Genomic DNA, 20,259 nt, shown 5'->3' with positions numbered 1-20,259 from the left:
CCGGAGAGACTCCGAGCTGGGCTTCGGATGGAGCCGCCTTCGGGATTCGAACCCGAGACCTACGCGGCGGACCACATCAGAATTGGCGTTGATCGGGACCACAATTCAGACCGCGCGAACCGGGACGGTACCCCATTCCGCCCGGCGCCTTCCGCCCGGGCCGGTCCTATTCAGGCGGGGCGGGCCTGACCAACCACAGCCTTGGTTCTAGTCCCAGAACAGAACTTCGTAACCGCCCTCGGGGTCATCCGTCGAGAGGCGGAACTCGGCCTTGTTGTTGTCGCCGTCAACATAGGCTCCGATGTCCCGAAATATGAAGCAGTCCCCTTGCTTTCCGTACTTGGTCGCCACCTTCTTCATGGTGCTGCTGTCCTGCTCCCAGAGCGTGTACCCGTGAGTATAGGAATCGTTGTCATGAGCAACACAGGCCTGAAAATCACCGCCGCCGGAGTAGACGTAGTGCGCGGTAAACCAGTTACTGATGATGGTGTCGTCCCGCTTGGTGAATTCTGAACCGCCAACGTACTGCCACCCCGCAGCGGCGTGGGACGTGCCGGCGCCCGCAAAGAGTGCGGAAGCGGCGAGGACGGCCAGGGCTGTCTTCCTGAGTTTCACACGGATTCCTTAAGCGACGAGTTCGAGCAGTTGGGCCCTCGGTGAGTGAGCAACAGCCCAAGTGCCGAGGAGCCTATGCTCGGATACAGAGCCACGGAAGGTTCAACGCTGCACAACTCGCCCTTCTCACGGCTCACTTGTGCACCGTTCAGTCGCCTCTTCGCTCAGCGGTCAGTCGCCCCCGGTCAACGCCTCGCGTGACGGCACGGACGCGAGGACCCTCACACGTGCGGCCCCGGACTCCACCGGTTCGAGCCGTGCCCACCGGACTGCGCGACGCACAGCCTCGCCCGGAAGCCGTCCCGGAGCCGCGGCCGGAACCGTCAACTGGAGACCGGAAGGGAGACCACGGACCGACGCACCCCGCGCGCACGCCGTCGTCGCCACATCCGCCGAACGAAAAAGCCCAGCTCAGAGAGAATCTGAGCTGGGCTTCGGATGGAGCCGCCTTCGGGATTCGAACCCGAGACCTACGCATTACGAGTGCGTTGCTCTGGCCATCTGAGCTAAGGCGGCGCACTGCCCGCACTATGGTGCGATCAGCAACGTCGGTAAGTCTACACAGTTTCCGGGGGTGCTCCGCACCAGCCCCGGCCCGCCCTGGCCGGGGCCGACGGCGGACGTTATGAGCAGCGCTTTTTGTCCGGGGGCGGGGTGCCGTCCAGCAGGTACGCGTTGATCGTGCGGTCGACGCAGTCGCTGCCGCGGCCGTACGCGGTGTGGCCGTCGCCCTCGTAGGTGAGGAGGCGGGCGGAGGAGAGCTGGGAGGCCAGGGCGCGGGCCCAGCGGTAGGGGGTCGCCGGGTCGCGGGTGGTGCCGACCACGACGATCGGGGCCGCGCCCTCCGCCGTGATGCGGTGCGGCTCGCCCGTCGCGGCCACCGGCCAGTACGCGCAGGTCAGGGAGGCCCAGGCCAGGCCCTCGCCGAAGACCGGGGACGCCTTTTCGAAGGCGGGCAGGGCGGCCTCGACCTGCTCGGGTGTGTCGAAGGCCGCGGGCAGGTCCAGGCAGTTCACGGCCGCGTTCGCGAACATCAGGTTCGAGTAGCTGCCGTTCGCGTCCCGCTCGTAGTAGCTGTCCGCGAGGACCAGCAGGCCGGCGCCGTCGTTCTCCTCCATCGCCATGGTCAGCGCCTCGCGGAGCTGCGCCCACGCCGCCTCGTCGTACATCGCCGCGATCACGCCGATCGTGGCGAGGGACTCGCCCAGCTTGCGTCCGTCCGCGTCGCCCGTGGGGATCGGGCGGGCGTCGAGCTCCTCGAAGAAGGCCTTCAGGTTGGGGCCCACCTTCTCGGCGTCCGTGCCCAGCGGGCAGTCCGGCTGCTGGACGCAGTCCCGCGTGAACGCCCGGAACGCCGTCTCGAACCCGGCCGTCTGGTCCAGGTTCAGCCGGCGGGCGGGCAGCGAGGGGTCCATCGCGCCGTCCAGCACCAGCCGCCCGGCCCGCTGCGGGAACAGTCCCGCGTACGTCGCGCCGAGGAAGGTGCCGTACGACGCCCCCACGTAGTGCAGTCGTTCGTCCCCCAGCACCGCGCGCAGGATGTCCATGTCCCGCGCCGCCTCGACGGTGGACACATGGCGCAGCAGTTGCGGCGAGTCGGCGCCGCAGCCTTCGGCGAAGGTCTTGAAGGCGTCCACCAGCTCCGAGCGCTCGGCCCCGTCGTCGGGGGTGATGTCGGTCTGGGTGTACGTGTCCATCTGCGGACCGGACAGGCATTCGATCGGCTCGCTGCGGGCGACGCCCCGCGGGTCGACGGCGACCATGTCGTAGCGGGCGCGCACCTCGGCCGGGTAGCCGATACCGGCGTACGCCTGGAGGTAGCCGATCGCCGAACCGCCCGGCCCGCCCGGGTTGACCAGCAGCGATCCGATCCGCTTGCCCGGTCCGGTGGCCTTCTTGCGGGCCACCGCCAGCCGCACGTCGCCCTTCTGCGGCTGCGCGTAGTCGAGCGGCGCCTTGAGCGTGGCGCACTGGAATCCGGGGACTCCGCAGGCCCGCCAGCTCAGCTTCTGGCCGTAGTACGGCGCCAGCGTGTCCGGTGTCGCCCGCGGCAGCGCGGCCAGTGCCGCCTCGGCCGCCGAGCTCGCCGAAGTCGACGAGCCGCCGGTGGAGCACGCCGAGACCACCAGCGCGGCGACGGCGAGAAGGGCTCCCGCCGCGCGGGCTCTGCGGGTCCGGGCGTGCCGAGGGGTCCCGGTGCCGGGGGTGGGAGTCGGGTGGGGGCGCCTGATGTGCATCCAGCGAGCGTAACTCTGTGCAGCCGAATGGATGCCCTCCGTGCGGAGCGCGGCTCGTACGGGTTACGCGGTCAACCGTCCGTCCGTCGCTTCACCCGGTCGGCCCGTCGAGCCGTAGCACCGGCACGGCCTCCTCAGCCCGCTCGCCGCACCAGCGGGACGGCCCCTCCTCAGCCCGCTCTCAGTGCCATCGTCATCGCCTCCACCGCCAGCAGCGGCGCCACATTGCGGTCCAGGGCGTCCCGGCAGGCGGCGATGGCCTCGATACGGCGCAGGGTGGCCTCCGGGGTGCTGCTGCGCGCCAGGCGGTCGAGGACGTCCTCGGCGTCGGCGTTGGCGATGGCGACGCGGGAGCCGAGCTGGAGGGCGAGGACGTCGCGGTAGAAGGCGGTGAGGTCGGTCAGGGCGAGGTCGAGGCTGTCGCGCTGGGTGCGGGTGCGGCGGCGCTTCTGCTTGTCCTCCAGGTCCTTCATCACGCCCGCCGTGCCGCGCGGCAGCCGGCCGCCCTGGGCCGCGCCGAGCGCCGCCTTCAGCTCCTCGGTCTCCTTGCCGTCCCTCTCCTCCGCGAGCTGCTTGGCGTCCTCGGCCGCCGCGTCCACCAGCTCCTGCGCCGCTCTGAGGCAGCCGCCGATGTCCTCGACGCGCAACGGCAGCTTCAGTACGGCCGCTCTGCGCTCACGGGCTGCCGGATCCGTGGCCAGCCGTCGGGCCCGGTCGACGTGGCCCTGGGTGGCGCGGGCCGCCGCCGCGGCGACGTCCGGCTCGATGCCCTCGCGCCGTACGAGCATGTCGGCGATGGCGTCGACCGAGGGCGTACGCAGGTTCAGGTGGCGGCAGCGGGAGCGGATGGTGGGCAGGACGTCCTCAATGGAGGGGGCGCACAGCAGCCACACCGTGCGCGGAGCCGGTTCCTCCACGGCCTTCAGGACGGCGTTGGCCGACTTCTCGTTCAGGCGCTCGGCGTCCTCGACGAGGATGACCTGCCAGCGGCCGTTGGCGGGCGAGGTGAACGACTTGCGGACCGTGTCCCGCATGTCTTCGGCGAGGATCTGGGTGCCCACGGCGGCGACGGTGGTGACGTCGGCATGCGTGCCGATCAGCGCCGTATGGCAGCCGTCGCAGAAGCCGCAGCCGGGCGCCCCGCCGAGGGCGCGGTCGGGGCTGACGCACTGCAGCGCGGCGGCGAAGGCACGCGCGGCCTGGGTGTGGCCGGCGCCGGGCGGGCCCGTGAACAGCCAGGCGTGCGTCATCTTCGACGCCTCCGGGGGCGGGGCGTCCGCCGCCGCGGCGGTGACCAGGGCGTCGGCGTCCCGGGCAGCGGCGGCGAGCTGCTCGCTCACCTTCTCCTGCCCCACCAGGTCGTCCCACACGGTCATGACGTACGCCGCCCTTTCGTCCACGTGACGCGGTACGCCCTCCATTGTGGAGGGCCCCACTGACAACGACGGCGGCCCCAGCCCGGGGCCGCCGTCCGCGCAGCTGTACGGGGCTCAGCGCCCGCCGCGCCTGCCCCGCCCCTGGTCCTCGTCCCCGTGACCGTCCTCCCGCGGACCCAGCAGCTCGTCCGCGAGCGACGGCAGGTCGTCCAGCGGGGTCTCCTCGGCCCAGTCCGAGCGGGGCCGCCTGCGCCGGCGGGACTTCGGCTCGGCGGCGGCCTGCGCGTCGACCTGGGGCAGCTCGCGGGTGCGCTCCTCCGCCCGCTCCGGCTGTGCCTCGTCGCGGAAGATCCCGGGCGGAACCCGGTCCGCGGGGCTCCCGCCCCGTACCGGGGGCAGCACCGCGGTCTCGTCCGCCGCGCCCGGCGCCACGGGCGGCAGCACGGCCGTCTCGTCGGCGGCACCCGGGGGAACCGGCGGCAGCACCGCCGTCTGGTCCGCCGCTCCCGCCGAAGGCAGTACGGCCGTCTCATCCGCGGCACCCACCGGAGGCAGTACGGCCGTCTCGTCCGCCGCCCCGGGCGCGGCCGACGGCTGCGGCAGCTCCGCCGTCACCTCCGCCTCCGAGACGCCGGAAGCGGCGTGGGAAGAGGCGCCGGAAGACGCGGACGGGTCATCCCGCCGCTCCTCCTCCACCTTCCGCAGCACCGTCGTGCGATCCGTCCGGTCCCCCCGCCGCGCGGCAGCGGCGTCCGCCGCCGTCACCACCGGCGTGGGCACGGTCTGCGCCTCCGGCGGCTCGGCCACCGGCGCGGGAGGCGTAGGCGCGGGTCCCGCCTCCGCCGCGGCCGCCGCCTGCTCGGCGAGCCGGCGTGCCTCCTCCGCACGGAGCAGGGCCTCCTCCGCCTTGCGCTGCTTCTCCAGGCGCCGCGCCTCGGCCTCGGCGCGCAGCCGGGCCTCCTCCTCGGCCTGCTTGCGACGGCGTTCCTCCTCGGCCTTGCGGCGGGCCTCCTCCTCCGCGCGGGCCTTCTCCTCGGCCAGGAGCCGCTGACGCTCCTCCTCCGCGCGGCGGGCGGCCTCCTCGGCGCGCAACCGGGCCTCCTCCGCCTGCCGTTCGGCCTCGCGACGCTGCGCCTCCTCCAACTCGCGGCGCTTGCGTTCCTCCTCCTCGGCGCGCAGCCGGGCGAGCTGTTCCTGGCGCTCACGCTCCAGCCGCTCCTCCTCGGCCTTGCGGGCGGCCTCCTCCTCGGCCTTCCGGCGGGCCTCCTCCTCGGCCCGGCGCCGCGCCTCCTCCCGCTCCCGGATCTCCTGCTCCGACAGCGGCAGCACCTGGTCGAGCCGGTGCCGGACGACGGTGGTGACGGCCTCGGGCTCCTGGCCCGCGTCCACCACCAGGTAGCGGCCGGGGTCGGCGGCGGCCAGGGTGAGGAAACCGGAGCGCACGCGCGCGTGGAACTCCGCGGGCTCCGACTCCAGCCGGTCCGGCGCCTCGGTGAAGCGCTCGCGCGCGGTCTCCGGGTCGACGTCCAGCAGCACGGTCAGATGCGGCACCAGTCCGTTGGTGGCCCAGCGGTTGATGCGGGCGATCTCGGTGGGCGACAGGTCGCGGCCCGCGCCCTGGTAGGCCACCGAGGAGTCGATGTAGCGGTCGGAGATGACCACCGCGCCGCGCTCCAGCGCGGGCCGCACCACGGTGTCGACGTGTTCCGCGCGGTCCGCCGCGTACAGCAGCGCCTCCGCGCGGTGCGACAGTCCGGCGCTGGAGACGTCCAGCAGGATCGAGCGCAGCCGCTTGCCGACCGGCGTCGCGCCCGGCTCGCGGGTCACGACGACCTCGTGGCCCTTGGCCCGGATCCACTCGGCGAGCGCCTCGGCCTGGGTGGACTTGCCCGCGCCGTCGCCGCCCTCCAGGGCGATGAAGAAGCCGGTCGCGGCGGGCGCCTGCTCCGGGTCGTCGCCGCCGAGCAGCGCGTCGCGCAGATCGTGCCGCAGCGGCACCCCGGACCGGTCGTCGACCTTGGCCAGCACCAGCGCGGCGACCGGCAGCAGCAGGGCGCCGACCAGCATCAGCGTGAACGCGGCACCGCCGTGCGCGAACACGAACCGCCCGCTCTCCAGCCGGTGCGGGCCGATCCCGGCCGCCACCAGGGGCGCGATCAGCGCGCCGAGTCCGACGAAGACCCGTACGACCGCGTGCAGATGCTCGGTGGTGCGCGGGCGGCGGAAGTCCTCGGTCTCCTGGTCCAGCAGGGTGTGCCCGGTGTTGGCGGCGATGCCCGCGGCGACGCCCGCGAGGGCGAGGACCAGCAGCACGGTGGTGACGTCCGGGACCAGCCCGGCGGCCAGCAGCGCGAGGCCGGTGAGCGCGATGGCCAGCGCCAGCAGGCGGCGCCGCGACAGCGACACCAGCACCTTGGGCGCCGTACGGATGCCGACGACGACCCCACCGGTCAGCACCAGCGTCATCAGGCCGTACAGCACCGGGCCGCCGCCCAGGTCCTTGGCGTGCAGCACCGCCACGGCGACGGAGGCCGACACCGCGCCCGCCACGGCGGCGCAGGCCGTGACCAGCAGCGGGACCGCGCCGGTGCGGCCCTTGTCGACGCCGGTGCCGGTCTTGGGGCGGCGCAGGCCCTCCAGCGGGGAACGCGCGCGTGGTGTGCGGGTGTCGGGCAGCTCCAGGAAGGTCACCACGGACAGGGACGCGGCGAACAGTCCGGCGGCGACGTAGGAGGCGAGCGCGGCCTGGTGCTCGCCGAACCAGTCGATGCCGGTGGCCAGCAGGTTGTTGCCCAGGGCCGCGACGACGAGCGCGGCGGCGCCGAGCGGGATCGCCAGGAAGCCGGTGCGCAGCGACAGGCGGCGCAGCGCGTCCATGTGGTCCGGCAGCGGCCGTACCGTCGCGCCCTCCAGGGGCGGGGCGGGCAGCAGCGCGGGCGCCGCGCTCTCCCGGCAGACGGTCCAGAAGCGTTCGGCGACCCCGGTGAGGAAGACGGTCACCAGGAGCAGCGCGAGCGCGTTCTGGGGCGTCCAGTCGATCCACAGCGGGGCGACCAGCAGCAGGGCGGCGCGTACGCCGTCCGCGCCGACCATCGTCCAGCGGCGGTCGAGCGGGCCCTCCTGGGAGGTCAGCGAGGTGAGCGGGCCGAGCAGAACGGCCCCGAACAGCAGCGTCGCGAGGATGCGCGTACCGAAGACCGTCGCCACTGCGAACGCCACGCCCCGGTAGCCGCCGCCGAACGAGCCCTCGGCGATGGCCGCCTGAAGCGCCAGCAGGACGAGTACGAGGAAGGCCAGGACGTCGCCGACGCCGCCGACGAGCTGTGCGCTCCACAGCCGCCTGAGCTGGGGTCGGCGCAGCAGCGCACGGACGGCGCGTTCGCGGGAGTCCGCCGCGAGGGCTTCGTCGGGGGCCGTGTGGGGGGCCGTTGGCTGCTCGGCACGCGTCATGCTTTCAGCCTATCGGCAGGCGCCGACAGCCCGGGGCGGGCGCCCGAACGTACGCCCGCCCCGACACCAAAGAGTGATGCCGGGGCGTTCGTTTCGCGAAGCGCGAGCCTCTCAGTCCTCCGAGGAGGGCTTCGCGGCGGCCGTCTTCTTCGCGGCCGTCTTCTTGGCCGTCGTCGTCTTCTTCGCCGCGGTCTTCTTGGCGGCCGTCTTCTTGGCCGGGGCCTTCTTGGCGGTCGTCTTCTTCGCGGCCGTCTTCTTCGCCGTCTTCTTGGCGGGCCCCTTGGCCCGCTTCTCGGCGAGCAGTTCGAAGCCGCGCTCCGGGGTGATCGTCTCGACGCTGTCGCCGGAGCGCAGGGTCGCGTTGGTCTCCCCGTCGGTGACGTACGGGCCGAAGCGGCCGTCCTTGACCACGACCGGCTTCTCGCTGACCGGGTCGGTGCCCAGCTCCTTCAGCGGCGGCTTGGCGGCGGCCCGGCCACGCTGCTTGGGCTGGGCGTAGATCGCCTGCGCCTCCTCCAGCGTGATCGTGAACAGCTGCTCCTCGCTCTGCAGCGACCGCGAGTCCGTGCCCTTCTTCAGGTACGGGCCGTAGCGGCCGTTCTGCGCGGTGATCTCCTGGCCGTCGGTGTCGGTGCCGACCACGCGCGGGAGGGACATCAGCTTGAGCGCGTCCTCCAGGGTCACCGTGTCCAGCGACATCGACTTGAACAGCGAGGCCGTCCGCGGCTTCACGGCGTTCTTGCCGGTCTTCGGGGTGCCCTCGGGCAGGATCTCGGTGACGTACGGGCCGTAGCGGCCGTCCTTGGCGACGATCTGGTGGCCGGTGACCGGGTCGGTGCCCAGCTCGAAGTCACCGCTCGGCTTGGCCAGCAGCTCCTCGGCCAGCTCCACGGACAGCTCGTCGGGAGCCAGGTCGTCCGGGATGTCGGCGCGCTGGTGGTTCTCGGAGTCCTTCTCGCCGCGCTCGATGTACGGGCCGTAGCGGCCGACCCGCAGCACGATGCCGTTGCCGACGGGGAAGGAGGACACCTCGCGCGCGTCGATCGCGCCCAGGTCGGTCACCAGCTCCTTGAGACCGCCCAGGTGGTCCCCGTCACCGTTGCCGGCCTCGGCCGCGCCGGAGCCCGCGCCCTCACCCTCGCCGAAGTAGAAGCGCTTCAGCCACGGCACGGACTGCGCCTCACCGCGGGCGATGCGGTCGAGGTCGTCCTCCATCCTGGCGGTGAAGTCGTAGTCGACGAGCCGCCCGAAGTGCTTCTCCAGGAGGTTGACCACGGCGAAGGACAGGAAGGACGGCACCAGGGCCGTGCCCTTCTTGAACACATAGCCGCGGTCGAGGATCGTGCCGATGATCGACGCGTACGTCGACGGGCGGCCGATCTCGCGCTCTTCGAGCTCCTTGACCAGGCTGGCCTCGGTGTAGCGGGCCGGGGGCTTGGTGGCGTGCCCGTCGACCGTGATCTCCTCGGCGCCGAGCGCGTCGCCCTCGCTGACCTGCGGCAGTCGGCGCTCGCGGTCGTCCAGCTCGGCGTTCGGGTCGTCGGCGCCCTCCACGTAGGCCTTGAGGAAGCCGTGGAAGGTGATCGTCTTGCCGGAGGCGGTGAACTCGACGTCCCGGCCGTCGGCGGCGGTGCCGCCGATCTTCACGGTCACGCTGTTGCCGGTCGCGTCCTTCATCTGGGAGGCGACGGTGCGCTTCCAGATCAGCTCGTAGAGCTTGAACTGGTCGCCGGTCAGACCGGTCTCGGCGGGCGTGCGGAAACGATCACCCGAGGGGCGGATCGCCTCGTGCGCCTCCTGCGCGTTCTTGACCTTGCCCGCGTAGGTGCGCGGGGCGTCCGGCAGGTAGTTGGCGCCGTACAGCTGGGTGACCTGCGCACGGGCCGCGGCGACAGCGGTGTCGCTGAGCGTCGTGGAGTCCGTACGCATATAGGTGATGTAGCCGTTCTCGTACAGCTTCTGGGCGATCTGCATGGTCGCCTTGGCCCCGAAGCCGAGCTTGCGGGACGCCTCCTGCTGGAGGGTCGTCGTACGGAAGGGGGCGTAGGGAGAGCGGCGGTACGGCTTGGACTCGACCGAGCGCACGGCGAACCGCGTCTGCTCCAGGGCGGCGGCCAGCGCGCGGGCGTTCGCCTCGTCGAGGTGGAGGGTGTTGGCGCTCTTGAGCTGTCCCAGGGAGTCGAAGTCTCGGCCCTGCGCGACCCGCCTGCCGTCGACGCTCTGGAGGCGGGCGACCAGCGACGACGGGTCCGAGGGGTCCCCCGCGCGGCCGGTCGAGAAGGTGCCCGTCAGGTCCCAGTACTCAGCCGAACGGAACGCGATGCGCTCGCGTTCCCGCTCGACCACGAGCCGGGTCGCGACGGACTGGACGCGGCCCGCCGACAGCCGCGGCATGACCTTCTTCCACAGCACCGGCGAGACCTCGTAGCCGTAGAGGCGGTCGAGGATGCGGCGGGTCTCCTGGGCGTCGACCAGCTTCTGGTTGAGCTGGCGCGGGTTGGCGACGGCGGCCTGGATCGCGGACTTGGTGATCTCGTGGAAGACCATCCGCTTGACCGGGACCTTGGGCTTCAGGACTTCCTGCAGGTGCCAGGCGATGGCCTCGCCCTCGCGGTCCTCATCGGTGGCGAGGTAGAGCTCGTCCGACTCCTTCAGCAGGTCCTTGAGCTTCTTGACCTGTGCCTTCTTGTCCGCGTTGACGACATAGATCGGCTCGAAGTCGTGTTCGACGTCCACCCCGAGGCGGCGGACCTCGCCGGTGTACTTCTCGGGGACCTCCGCGGCGCCGTTGGGGAGGTCGCGGATGTGCCCGACGCTCGCCTCGACAACGTATCCGGGGCCGAGATAGCCCTTGATCGTCTTCGCCTTGGCAGGCGACTCGACGATGACGAGTCGGCGGCCGCCCTTCGCGGTCTCGCTGGTCGGGGACAACTTCGCTCTTCTCTCCGGTCGACGCTGGGTGACCTCCCCGGCCTGGCTCCCGGGGTCGGGTGGTGGTGACGCTGCGGAGTGTGACGGTACATCCCGCCCCCGTGTCAAACGGGAAAAGCCCGCAACGGCCACTCGAACGGTAACCCGACTACCGCCATTCCTGCCGCCCGGAGTGCCCAGCGGCCTTTTCGAGCCTTTCCGGAGGAGCGCCTCCCAATTATCGGAATCCCAGCTCCGGCGCGGTTCTCACAGGCGGGTGAAGCACCATGCGGCGAGAGCGAGCGCGATCACGGCGGCGAGGCCCGCGAGCGTCGCCGATGCGACGGGGTTCACACCGGGGGCCACCGGTTCGCGGTGGCGTGCGCGGGCCGCCGTCCATGCCAGGAGCCCGGCTCCGAACAGTCCGAACACCGACCCCGAGAAGATCGCCGACCCGGTCTCCATGATCGTATTGCCCCTTTCGCCCCGCTCCGCGCGCGTCCCGGCCCAGTGAGGCTGGCACGCGCGGGCGACGGCGGGGCGAACCCCGGATGAACGCGCGGGCGGCGCGTCGGCGGGCGGTCCGGGGCGCCGGGGAAAGCGCGGGGCGCCCCGGCCCGCCCGCCCGCGCCCGAGCGGCATCCCAGCGGCCGCACGGAGCGTTTCCGGTCAACTTCTCGCGGGCAGCGCGAATTGGCCGTTGGGGAAAGGGATTGATCTTCCGCTGATCGCTCGGCGCTTTGTGATCACCGGGTTCTGATCGCTCCGGTCGAGATGATCGCGCCGCCCCGGATGAGCACACCGCCCCGGATGAGCGCACGGGATCACGCGGTTCTGATCACGCGGGTTCCAGGAATCCCTGCTCCACCAGCAGCCGGATCTGCGCGGGCGTGCGGTCGCGCAGCAGGACCGGGTCCTCGCCGACGAGCTGGGCGATGGCGTCGAGGATGCGTCCGGCGCTCAGCGTGCCGTCGCAGACGCCCGCGAAACCGGCGCCGACGGTGTCCACCTTGGTCGCCCGGCGCATCCCGCGGTTCTGGCGCAGCACGACGTGCTCGGGGTCCTCGGCTCCGGGCAGCCCGACCTGCTCCTGCACGACCTCCCCGACGAGCCGGAAGTGCCCTTCGAGCAGGGCGGCGTCGTCGTGCGCGCGCAGGTAGTCGAGCCGGTCGAAGTGCGCCCGCACCGTCTCGCCGAGCGGCTGCTCGACCGGGTGCGGCCACTCCTCGACGGTGATCGAGGGCACGGCCGAGCCCGTCCTGCGCAGGGTGATCCAGCCGAAGCCGACGGCCTTGACCTTGCGCGCCTCGAACTCGTCCAGCCAGGCGTCGTAGCGCGCCTGGTACTCGGCGGGATCGCCCCGGTGGTCCCCGGCGTCCCGCAGCCACAGCTCGGCGTACTGCGTGGTGTCCTGCACCTCGCGCTGGACGATCCACGCGTCGCACCCGCGCGGCACCCATGACCTGAGTCTGTCCTGCCAGTCCTCCCCCGCCACGTGCTGCCAGTTCGCGAGGAACTGCGCGAACCCGCCCTCGTTCAGCAGTTCCCCCGCCCCCTGAACGAGCGAGCGGCACAGATCGTCCCCGCCCATCCCGCCGTCCCGGTAGGTCAGCCGCGCGCCCGGCGAGATCACGAAGGGCGGGTTGGAGACGATCAGGTCGAACTTCTCGCCCTCCCGGACGGGCTCGAACAGTGAGCCCTCGCGCAGATCGGCGGCCGGCGCCCCGGACAGGGCGAGCGTGAGCGCGGTGATGTGCAGCGCGCGGGGGTTGAGGTCGGTCGCCGTCACGCGGGTGGCGTGCTGGGCGGCGTGCAGCGCCTGGATGCCGGAACCGGTGCCGACGTCGAGGGCGGTGGAGACGGGCGTACGGACGGTGATGCCGGCCAGCGTGGTGGAGGCGCCGCCGACGCCGAGCACCACGCCCTCGTCCTTGACGCCGATTCCCCCGGCGCCGCCGACGGCGCAGCCCAGGTCGGACACGATGTACCAGTCCTCGCCGCCGGGTCCGCCGTAGGGCCGTACGTCCACGGCCGCGGCCAGCTCGTCGCCGCCCGCGCGGGTCAGCCACCCGCTCTCCAGGCACTCCTCGACGGGCAGGACGTCCGCCACGCGCGCGTGCGGCACGGGCTGCTGGAGCAGGAAGAGCCGTACGACGGTCTCCAGCGGCGTGTCCCCGCGGGTGGCCCGGAGCGCGGGCACGGTCTCGCTGCGGGCGAGCGCGGCGTACGCGGGGGCGCCGAGCAGTTCGAGCAGCCCGTCGGCGGTGAAGGAGGCCCCGAGCAGGGCGTCCCGCAGGCGGGCGGCGACATCGGGGCGGTCGGAGGCGGGCAGTACGGGCAGCCTGGAGGTACTCACGCCCCCCATTGTGACCGCCCCGCCGCCCCCACGCGGCCCCTCGGGGTCAGCTGGCCGCGGCCGTCGCCGCGGCGGTGGACGACTTGCAGCTGGACTGCTTGGCCATGGCCTGGCCGACGTCGCCCTCCTCCAGTGCCTTGAGGGCGTTGCTGCCGCTGGTGCTCAGCTTGTTCAGCTCGGTGGCGATGTCCTTGAGCCCCTTGGCGAACTTGCCCTGGTCCTTGGTGTCGAGGTCGTCGATCTGCTTCTTCAGGTCGGCGTAGGAGGCGGAGATGCCGTTGAGCTCCTTGACCGCGTCCTGCTGCTTCTTCGCGCCGTCCTCGACGTCCGGCGCCCCCGCCTTGCTCACGGCCGTGCCGATCGCCTTGTAGGCGTCGGACATGTCCTGGAACGCCTGGGAGTCGGTCTTCTGGACCTCCTCCGGCGTGCTGTTGTCCGAGGTCTCCTTCTGGATCGCGTCGTTCGCCGACGCGATCTTCTTCGCCTGCGGCTGTACGTCGTCGCAGACCTGCTTCGCCCAGGCATCCAGCTTGTCGTTGCCGTCGTCGCTGCTGCATCCCGACAGCGCCAGTACCAGTACCGCACCGCCGGACAGTGCGGCCACGAGCTTCTTGTTCACCGGATTGGTCCCTTCCATGGCTCTCGGCCCCGGAACATACACGCCGGATGGCGTACGACCGCATACCGGATGACCGATATGGGCCTGTACCTCAGCATTTGCACCACGGGAGAGAAGCCTCACGGCGGGGGCGCACACGGACAAGGAGCGGGCGGTCGGCGCGTCAATGCGCGCCGACCGCCCGCCCCTTGAGCTGCGGTCCCGTCACAGTCCCGTCAGGAGGTCTGCGAAACCACCGCCGTATCGGGCGAGTTGGCCGACCTTTCGGCGTTGCCCTCGTCACCCATCGCGATCCCGCGCCGCTTGGACACGTACACGGCACCGGCGATCACCAGGAACGCCAGCACCGCGATCAGTACGCGGGCACCGATGTTCTTGTCGTCGCCGTACGAGAAGTCGATCACCGCGGGTGCGATCAGGAGCGCCACCAGGTTCATCACCTTCAGCAGCGGGTTGATCGCGGGACCCGCGGTGTCCTTGAAGGGGTCGCCGACGGTGTCGCCGATCACCGTGGCGGCGTGGGCCTCGCTGCCCTTGCCGCCGTGGTGGCCGTCCTCGACCAGCTTCTTGGCGTTGTCCCAGGAGCCGCCGGAATTGGCGAGGAACACCGCCATCAGCGTGCCCGCGCCGATCGCCCCGGCCAGGAACGCGCCGAGTGCGCCGACCCCGAGCGTGAACCCGATGAAGATCGGGGCCATGACCGCGAGCAGACCGGGTGTCGCCAGTTCCCTGAGCGCGTCCCGGGTGCAGATGTCGACGACCTTGCCGTACTCCGGCTTCTCGCTGTAGTCCATGATCCCGGGCTTCTCGCGGAACTGCCGCCGCACCTCGTAGACCACCGAACCGGCCGACCGGGAGACGGCGTTGATGGCGAGTCCGGAGAAGAGGAAGACGACCGCCGCGCCGGCGATCAGGCCGACGAGGTTGTTGGGCTGCGAGATGTCCATCATCAGGCTCAGCGGGGCGTCGTCGCCGGAGAGCTTCTCGCCCACCTCCGCGGCGCCGGTGGTGATGGCGTCGCGGTACGAGCCGAAGAGCGCCGACGCCGCGAGCACCGCGGTGGCGATGGCGATGCCCTTGGTGATGGCCTTGGTGGTGTTGCCGACCGCGTCCAGGTCGGTGAGCACCTGGGCGCCCGCGCCCTCGACGTCGCCGGACATCTCGGCGATGCCCTGGGCGTTGTCGGAGACCGGCCCGAAGGTGTCCATCGCGACGATCACACCGACCGTGGTGAGCAGACCGGTACCGGCCAGCGCCACCGCGAACAGCGCCAGCATGATCGACGTGCCGCCGAGCAGGAAGGCCCCGTAGACGCCGAGGCCGATCAACAGGGCGGTGTAGACGGCCGATTCCAGACCGACGGAGATACCGGCCAGGACGACGGTGGCCGGGCCGGTCAGCGAGCTCTTGCCGATGTCCCGGACCGGACGCCGGTCGGTCTCGGTGAAGTAGCCGGTCAGCTGCTGGATGACAGCCGCCAGCACGATGCCGATCGCCACGGCGACGACGGCGAGGATCCGCGGGTCGCCGCTCTTGCCCAGGATCGCCTCGTCGGTGACCCCGTCGAGGTCGGCGTAGGTCGAGGGCAGGTAGGTGAAGACCGCGATGGCCACCAGGACCAGCGAGATCACCGCGGAGATGAAGAAGCCGCGGTTGATCGCCGTCATGCCGCTGCGGTCACTGCGCCGCGGGGCCACGGCGAAGATGCCGATCATGGCCGTGATCACGCCGATCGCGGGGACCAGCAGCGGGAAGGCGAGTCCGGCGTCGCCGAAGGCCACCTTGCCCAGGATGAGCGCGGCGACCAGGGTCACCGCGTAGGACTCGAAGAGGTCGGCCGCCATGCCCGCGCAGTCGCCGACGTTGTCGCCCACGTTGTCGGCGATGGTCGCGGCATTGCGCGGGTCGTCCTCCGGAATGCCCTGCTCGACCTTGCCGACCAGGTCGGCGCCGACGTCGGCGGCCTTGGTGAAGATGCCGCCACCGACACGCATGAACATGGCGATGAGAGCGGCCCCGAGACCGAAGCCCTCCAGCACCTTCGGCGCGTCGGCCGCGTACACCAGCACCACACAGGAGGCGCCCAGCAGACCGAGCCCCACTGTGAACATGCCGACCACGCCGCCCGTACGGAAAGCGATCTTCATGGCTTTGTGCGAGACGGCGGTGAGATCCTTTTCCGGCTCACCCTCCGCCGGGGTCGCTTCCCTGGCCGCGGCGGCGACGCGCACATTGCTGCGCACGGCGAGCCACATGCCGATATAACCGGTGGCCGCCGAGAACGCCGCGCCGATCAAGAAGAACAGCGATCGGCCGATGCGCTGATTCCAGTCGTCCGCAGGCAGCAGCATGAGCAGGAAGAAGACGACCACGGCGAATACACCGAGCGTGCGCAACTGCCGGGCCAGATAGGCATTGGCGCCTTCCTGGACCGCCGCCGCGATCTTCTTCATGCTGTCCGTGCCCTCGTCCGCCGCGAGCACCTGACGCACCAGGACACCGGCGACCACCAGCGCCGCCAGGGCCACCAGGCCGATGACGATCACCATGGCGCGGTTTCCGTCGGTCAGGACCGCGGCTGCGAGGGTTGTGGGGTGATCCAACTGATGAGGGGTAGAAAGCCCCGCCATTCGTCCTCCTTGACGCTTGGGCTGAGCTCAAGATGTGGACGGATTGTAGGTACCGGAACCTGATCAAAACAGTGCGCGGTAAACGAAATTGGTCTTCACCTGCTCTTCAGCAAATGATCGCCCCTCGACCATGGAACCCGAAAGAGGTAATGCCTCAAAAGCATTGACACCCGCATTGACCTCGGCGGGAACTTGATCGAATTATCGGGAGATTGATCGTGAAGAAATTCACGAAATAGCGAAAGGGCCCTACCGGGGTAGGGCCCTTCGAGTGATCAAGTCTGAAAAACGGGGGCCGCACGTGCGGTCAGGGGCCTCCGCGCGGGTCGGGCTGAGAGGTCGAGGGAGCTGTGCCCCGGGGCGCGGGGGGCGCCGGGGAACTGTTCCGCGCGGGTTGCCCGGGAAGTCAGGGAAGCTCCGCGCGCGTTGCGCGCGACGCTCCGGCTCCGGGATCGACTCGTCGACGGCCGGAAGCTCTGCGCGCGTCGCGCGGGAAGGTCAGGGGAGCTCCGCGACCGCCGGAGTGGTCGGCCAGGTCATACGGATCAGTCCGCCGTGCTCGCCGGCGGTGACCTCCACGTCGTCGACAAGGCCGCTGATGACCGCGAGGCCCATCTCGTCCTCCTCGGTCTCCGCGTCCTCGCCCGCCGCGCCCGGCGCCCGGTCACCCGGGGCGGAGCGCGGAGCCTCGTCGCCGACCTCGATGGAGAACTGCTTCTCCTCCTCGATCAGCACCACCTTCACCGGTGCCGAGACCGCGCCGAGCTGATGCAGACCCACGGCCCGGGAGCACGCCTCACCGACCGCGAGGCGCACCTCGTCCAGGACGGCCTCGTCCACTCCGGCCCTGCGCGCCACCGCCGCCGCGACCAGTCGTGCGGTCCTGACGTGCTCGGGCAGCGCACTGAAGCGGAGTTCAACGGTGGCCATGCATCCCCCTCGCAACTACGGGCGTGCTGTCCGGAGGACCGGGCCGCCGAGCGCCCGGTCCCCCTTCTGGAACGTCGTCCGTCCCGGGGCCGAGAGCGCCCCGGAGCGGAGATCAGTCGGTGGCCGCCACCGCTTCCTCGACCGAGGTGTGGATCGGGAACACCTTGGTGAGGCCGGTGATACGGAAGATCTTGAGAATGCGCTCCTGGTTGCAGACCAGGCGCAGCGAGCCCTCATGGGCACGCACCCGCTTCAGTCCGCCGACCAGCACGCCGAGTCCGGTGGAGTCGAGGAAGTCCACGCCCTCCATGTCGACGACGAGGTGGAAACTCCCGTCGTTCACCAGCTCGACCAGCTGCTCGCGCAGCTTGGGCGCGGTATATACGTCGATTTCGCCACCGACCTCGACGACCGTACGATCGCCGACGGTACGGGTCGACAGGGACAGGTCCACGGATCCTCCAGCACCTTGCTATCGAGCGGTCGTCCCTCGGGACACCTCGGCTTGCAGCCCCCAGGACGGTTCGCCAGCCGCGATGGCATTCAATCACTTACCGGCGGGCGTGCACGACGCCTTGGTCCCATTGTCCGTCACGCCAGTGACACACTCGGTGCCGATGGCCGAGAATCACCGATCCTTTCGTTCCCTGACGGACCCCGTTTCCCGGGTGGACCCGGGTACGGTGCTGGGCCGGCTCGCCTCCGGGCCGAACCGGGCTTCGCGCATCACTCATACGGAGCATGTGCCCCCGCGTGAGGGCCGCCATGCCGTCTGGCCCGACCGGATCCGCGCCGAGGTGATCGCCGCCGTCCAGGCCGCCGGGGTCGAACACCCCTGGGCCCACCAGGCACGGGCCGCCGAGCACGCCCTGGACGGCGAGTCGGTGGTGGTCGCCACTGGCACCGCCTCGGGCAAGTCGCTCGCCTACCTGATGCCCGTGCTCTCCGCCCTCCTGGACGGCTCCGAGGCCCCCAACGGCCGCGGCGCCACCGCGCTCTACCTGGCGCCGACAAAAGCCCTCGCGGCAGACCAGTGCCGATCGGTGAAAGAACTTTCACAACCTCTCGGCCATTCTGTCCGGCCGGCGGTGTACGACGGCGACACGCCGTTCGAGGAACGCGAGTGGATCCGCCAGTACGCCAACTACGTCCTGACCAACCCGGACATGCTGCACCGCGGCGTCCTGCCCTCCCACCCCCGCTGGTCCTCCTTCCTCAAGGCCCTGAAGTACGTCGTCGTCGACGAGTGCCACACCTACCGCGGCGTCTTCGGCTCGCACGTCGCCCAGGTACTGCGCCGGCTGCGCCGCCTGTGCGCCCGCTACGGCGCCTCCCCGGTCTTCCTGCTGGCCTCCGCGACCGCCGCCGACCCCGCGGTGGCCGCCCGCCGCCTGACCGGCGTGCCGGTCGTCGAGGTGGCCGACGACGCCTCACCGCGCGGTGAACTGGTGTTCGCCCTCTGGGAGCCCCCGCTCACCGAACTCCAGGGCGAGAAGGGCGCACCCGTCCGCCGTACCGCCACCGCCGAGACCGCCGACCTGCTCACCGACCTCGCCGTGCAGGGCGTGCGCTCGGTGGCCTTCGTACGCTCCCGGCGCGGCGCCGAACTGATCTCGGTGATCGCCCAGGAACGCCTCGCCGAGGTCGACCGCTCCCTCGCCCGCCGGGTCGCCGCCTACCGCGGCGGCTACCTCCCCGAGGAGCGGCGCGCCCTGGAGCAGGCCCTGCACTCCGGCGAACTCCTCGGCCTGTCCGCCACCACCGCCCTGGAACTCGGCATCGACGTCTCCGGCCTGGACGCGGTGGTGATCGCCGGATATCCGGGCACCCGTGCCTCGCTGTGGCAGCAGGCGGGCCGGGCGGGCCGCTCCGGCCAGGGCGCGCTCGCCGTCCTGGTCGCCCGCGACGATCCCCTGGACACCTACCTCGTCCACCACCCCGAGGCCCTGTTCGACCAGCCCGTCGAATCCACGGTCCTCGACCCCGACAACCCCTACGTCCTCGCCCCGCACCTGTGCGCGGCGGCCGAGGAGCTGCCCCTGACCGAGGAGGACCTGGACCTCTTCGGCCCCGCCTGCGCGGACCTCCTCCCGCAGCTGGAGGCGGCGAAGCTGCTGCGCCGCCGCACCAAGGCCTGGCACTGGACGCGCCGGGAACGGGCCGCCGACCTCACCGACATCCGCGGCGGCGGCGGACGCCCGGTCCAGATCGTCGAGTCCGGTACGGGCCGTCTGCTCGGCACGGTCGACGCGGGCGCCGCGCACACCACCGTCCACGAGGGCGCGGTCCACCTCCACCAAGGCCGCACCTATCTGGTGCGCTCGCTGGACCTGGAGGACTCCGTGGCCCTGGTCGAGCAGGCCAACCCCTCCTACTCCACGGTCGCCCGCGACACCACCTCCATCGCCGTCCTGGAGACGGACACCGAGATCCCGTGGGGCGACGGCCGCCTGTGCTACGGCTCCGTCGAGGTCACCAACCAAGTGGTCTCCTTCCTGCGCCGCCGGCTGATCACCGGCGAGGTCCTGGGCGAGACGAAACTCGACCTCCCTCCTCGTAAGCTGCGCACCCGCGCGGTGTGGTGGACGGTCACCGAGGACCAGCTCGACGCGGCCCGGATCAACCCGGAGATCCTCGGCGGCGCCCTGCACGCCGCCGAGCACGCCTCGATCGGCCTGCTGCCCCTCTTCGCCACCTGCGACCGCTGGGACATCGGCGGCGTCTCGGTCCCGCTGCACCCCGACACGCTCCTGCCCACGGTCTTCGTCTACGACGGCCACCCCGGCGGCGCGGGCTTCGCGGAGCGCGCCTTCCACACCGCCCGCGCCTGGCTCACCGCCACCCGTGAGGCCATCGCCTCCTGCGAGTGCGACTCCGGCTGCCCGTCCTGCATCCAGTCCCCCAAGTGCGGCAACGGCAACGACCCACTGCACAAGAGGGGGGCGGTACGACTCCTCACGGAGCTGCTGCGGGGGGCGCCGTCGGATCCTCCGGGGGTGCTGGAGCGGCCGACGGGTCCTCCAGAGGCGTCAGAGGCGCCTTCCGGTTCTCCGGGGGCGTAAGAGCCCCCCCCCGCCAGCGGGTCGTGCCGGGGCGACGGACTCGCCGTCAAGCTCCGCAGGGGCGCCGCCAGACC

Annotated in this window: 12 protein-coding genes and 2 tRNA genes; 1 reads left to right on the top strand and 13 read right to left on the bottom strand. The window is 71.5% G+C overall.

All coding sequences use genetic code 11. The features are described 5' to 3' along the window. Positions 1-28: 28 nt before the first annotated feature. The 13 genes from ACZ7L7_RS25595 to bldG all read right to left on the bottom strand — a co-directional run bounded on the left by ACZ7L7_RS25595 (position 29) and on the right by bldG (position 17,577). Positions 29-114: transfer RNA gene (locus tag ACZ7L7_RS25595), tRNA-Ser, on the bottom strand. A gap of 93 nt (positions 115-207) precedes the next feature. After that, positions 208-615 carry a hypothetical protein gene (locus tag ACZ7L7_RS25590; RefSeq protein WP_285514230.1) on the bottom strand — a complete coding sequence of 136 codons (408 nt, stop codon included), beginning with the start codon at positions 613-615 and terminating at the stop codon, positions 208-210. 439 nt (positions 616-1,054) lie between these two features. Continuing rightward, positions 1,055-1,131 (bottom strand) — tRNA-Thr (locus ACZ7L7_RS25585). A 107-nt stretch (positions 1,132-1,238) separates the two neighbouring features. Then, positions 1,239-2,852: an alpha/beta hydrolase gene (locus ACZ7L7_RS25580; protein ID WP_285514231.1), complete on the bottom strand. Its 1,614-nt coding sequence runs from the start codon at positions 2,850-2,852 to the stop codon at positions 1,239-1,241. Positions 2,853-3,022: 170 nt separating this feature from the next. Continuing rightward, on the bottom strand, positions 3,023-4,228 hold the full coding sequence (locus tag ACZ7L7_RS25575) for a DNA polymerase III subunit delta' (RefSeq protein WP_285514232.1): 1,206 nt from the start codon (positions 4,226-4,228) through the stop codon (positions 3,023-3,025). A 114-nt stretch (positions 4,229-4,342) separates the two neighbouring features. Continuing rightward, positions 4,343-7,678 carry a dTMP kinase gene (gene tmk, locus ACZ7L7_RS25570; protein ID WP_472077337.1) on the bottom strand — a complete coding sequence of 1,112 codons (3,336 nt, stop codon included), beginning with the start codon at positions 7,676-7,678 and terminating at the stop codon, positions 4,343-4,345. 111 nt (positions 7,679-7,789) lie between these two features. Beyond that, positions 7,790-10,609: a type I DNA topoisomerase gene (gene topA / locus ACZ7L7_RS25565; RefSeq protein ID WP_453605768.1), complete on the bottom strand. Its 2,820-nt coding sequence runs from the start codon at positions 10,607-10,609 to the stop codon at positions 7,790-7,792. 246 nt (positions 10,610-10,855) lie between these two features. Then, positions 10,856-11,053, bottom strand: a complete 198-nt coding sequence (locus ACZ7L7_RS25560) for a hypothetical protein (RefSeq protein WP_471592670.1) — start codon at positions 11,051-11,053, stop codon at positions 10,856-10,858. Positions 11,054-11,426: 373 nt separating this feature from the next. Then, positions 11,427-12,953, bottom strand: coding sequence for a DUF7059 domain-containing protein (locus ACZ7L7_RS25555; RefSeq protein ID WP_472077334.1), 1,527 nt, complete (start codon positions 12,951-12,953; stop codon positions 11,427-11,429). A gap of 37 nt (positions 12,954-12,990) precedes the next feature. Next, positions 12,991-13,581 carry a small secreted protein gene (locus ACZ7L7_RS25550; RefSeq protein WP_285514237.1) on the bottom strand — a complete coding sequence of 197 codons (591 nt, stop codon included), beginning with the start codon at positions 13,579-13,581 and terminating at the stop codon, positions 12,991-12,993. A 197-nt stretch (positions 13,582-13,778) separates the two neighbouring features. Continuing rightward, a complete protein-coding gene (locus ACZ7L7_RS25545; protein ID WP_285514238.1) occupies positions 13,779-16,193 on the bottom strand; it encodes a sodium-translocating pyrophosphatase in 2,415 nt (804 codons plus the stop codon). 498 nt (positions 16,194-16,691) lie between these two features. After that, complete coding sequence (locus ACZ7L7_RS25540) at positions 16,692-17,123, bottom strand: ATP-binding protein (RefSeq protein ID WP_285514239.1); 432 nt, start codon at positions 17,121-17,123, stop codon at positions 16,692-16,694. A gap of 112 nt (positions 17,124-17,235) precedes the next feature. Further along, positions 17,236-17,577, bottom strand: coding sequence for an anti-sigma factor antagonist BldG (gene bldG / locus ACZ7L7_RS25535; protein WP_003975386.1), 342 nt, complete (start codon positions 17,575-17,577; stop codon positions 17,236-17,238). 82 nt (positions 17,578-17,659) lie between these two features. Between bldG and ACZ7L7_RS25530 the strand changes: the two genes are divergently transcribed. Further along, entirely contained in the window at positions 17,660-20,185 is a 2,526-nt protein-coding gene (locus ACZ7L7_RS25530) for a DEAD/DEAH box helicase (protein WP_472077332.1), read from the top strand. Positions 20,186-20,259 lie beyond the last annotated feature (74 nt).

Source organism: Streptomyces sp. NPDC110618 (assembly GCF_055657065.1).
Note: the sequence above shows the minus strand (reverse complement) of the source record. Positions and strands in the feature narration are given on the sequence as shown.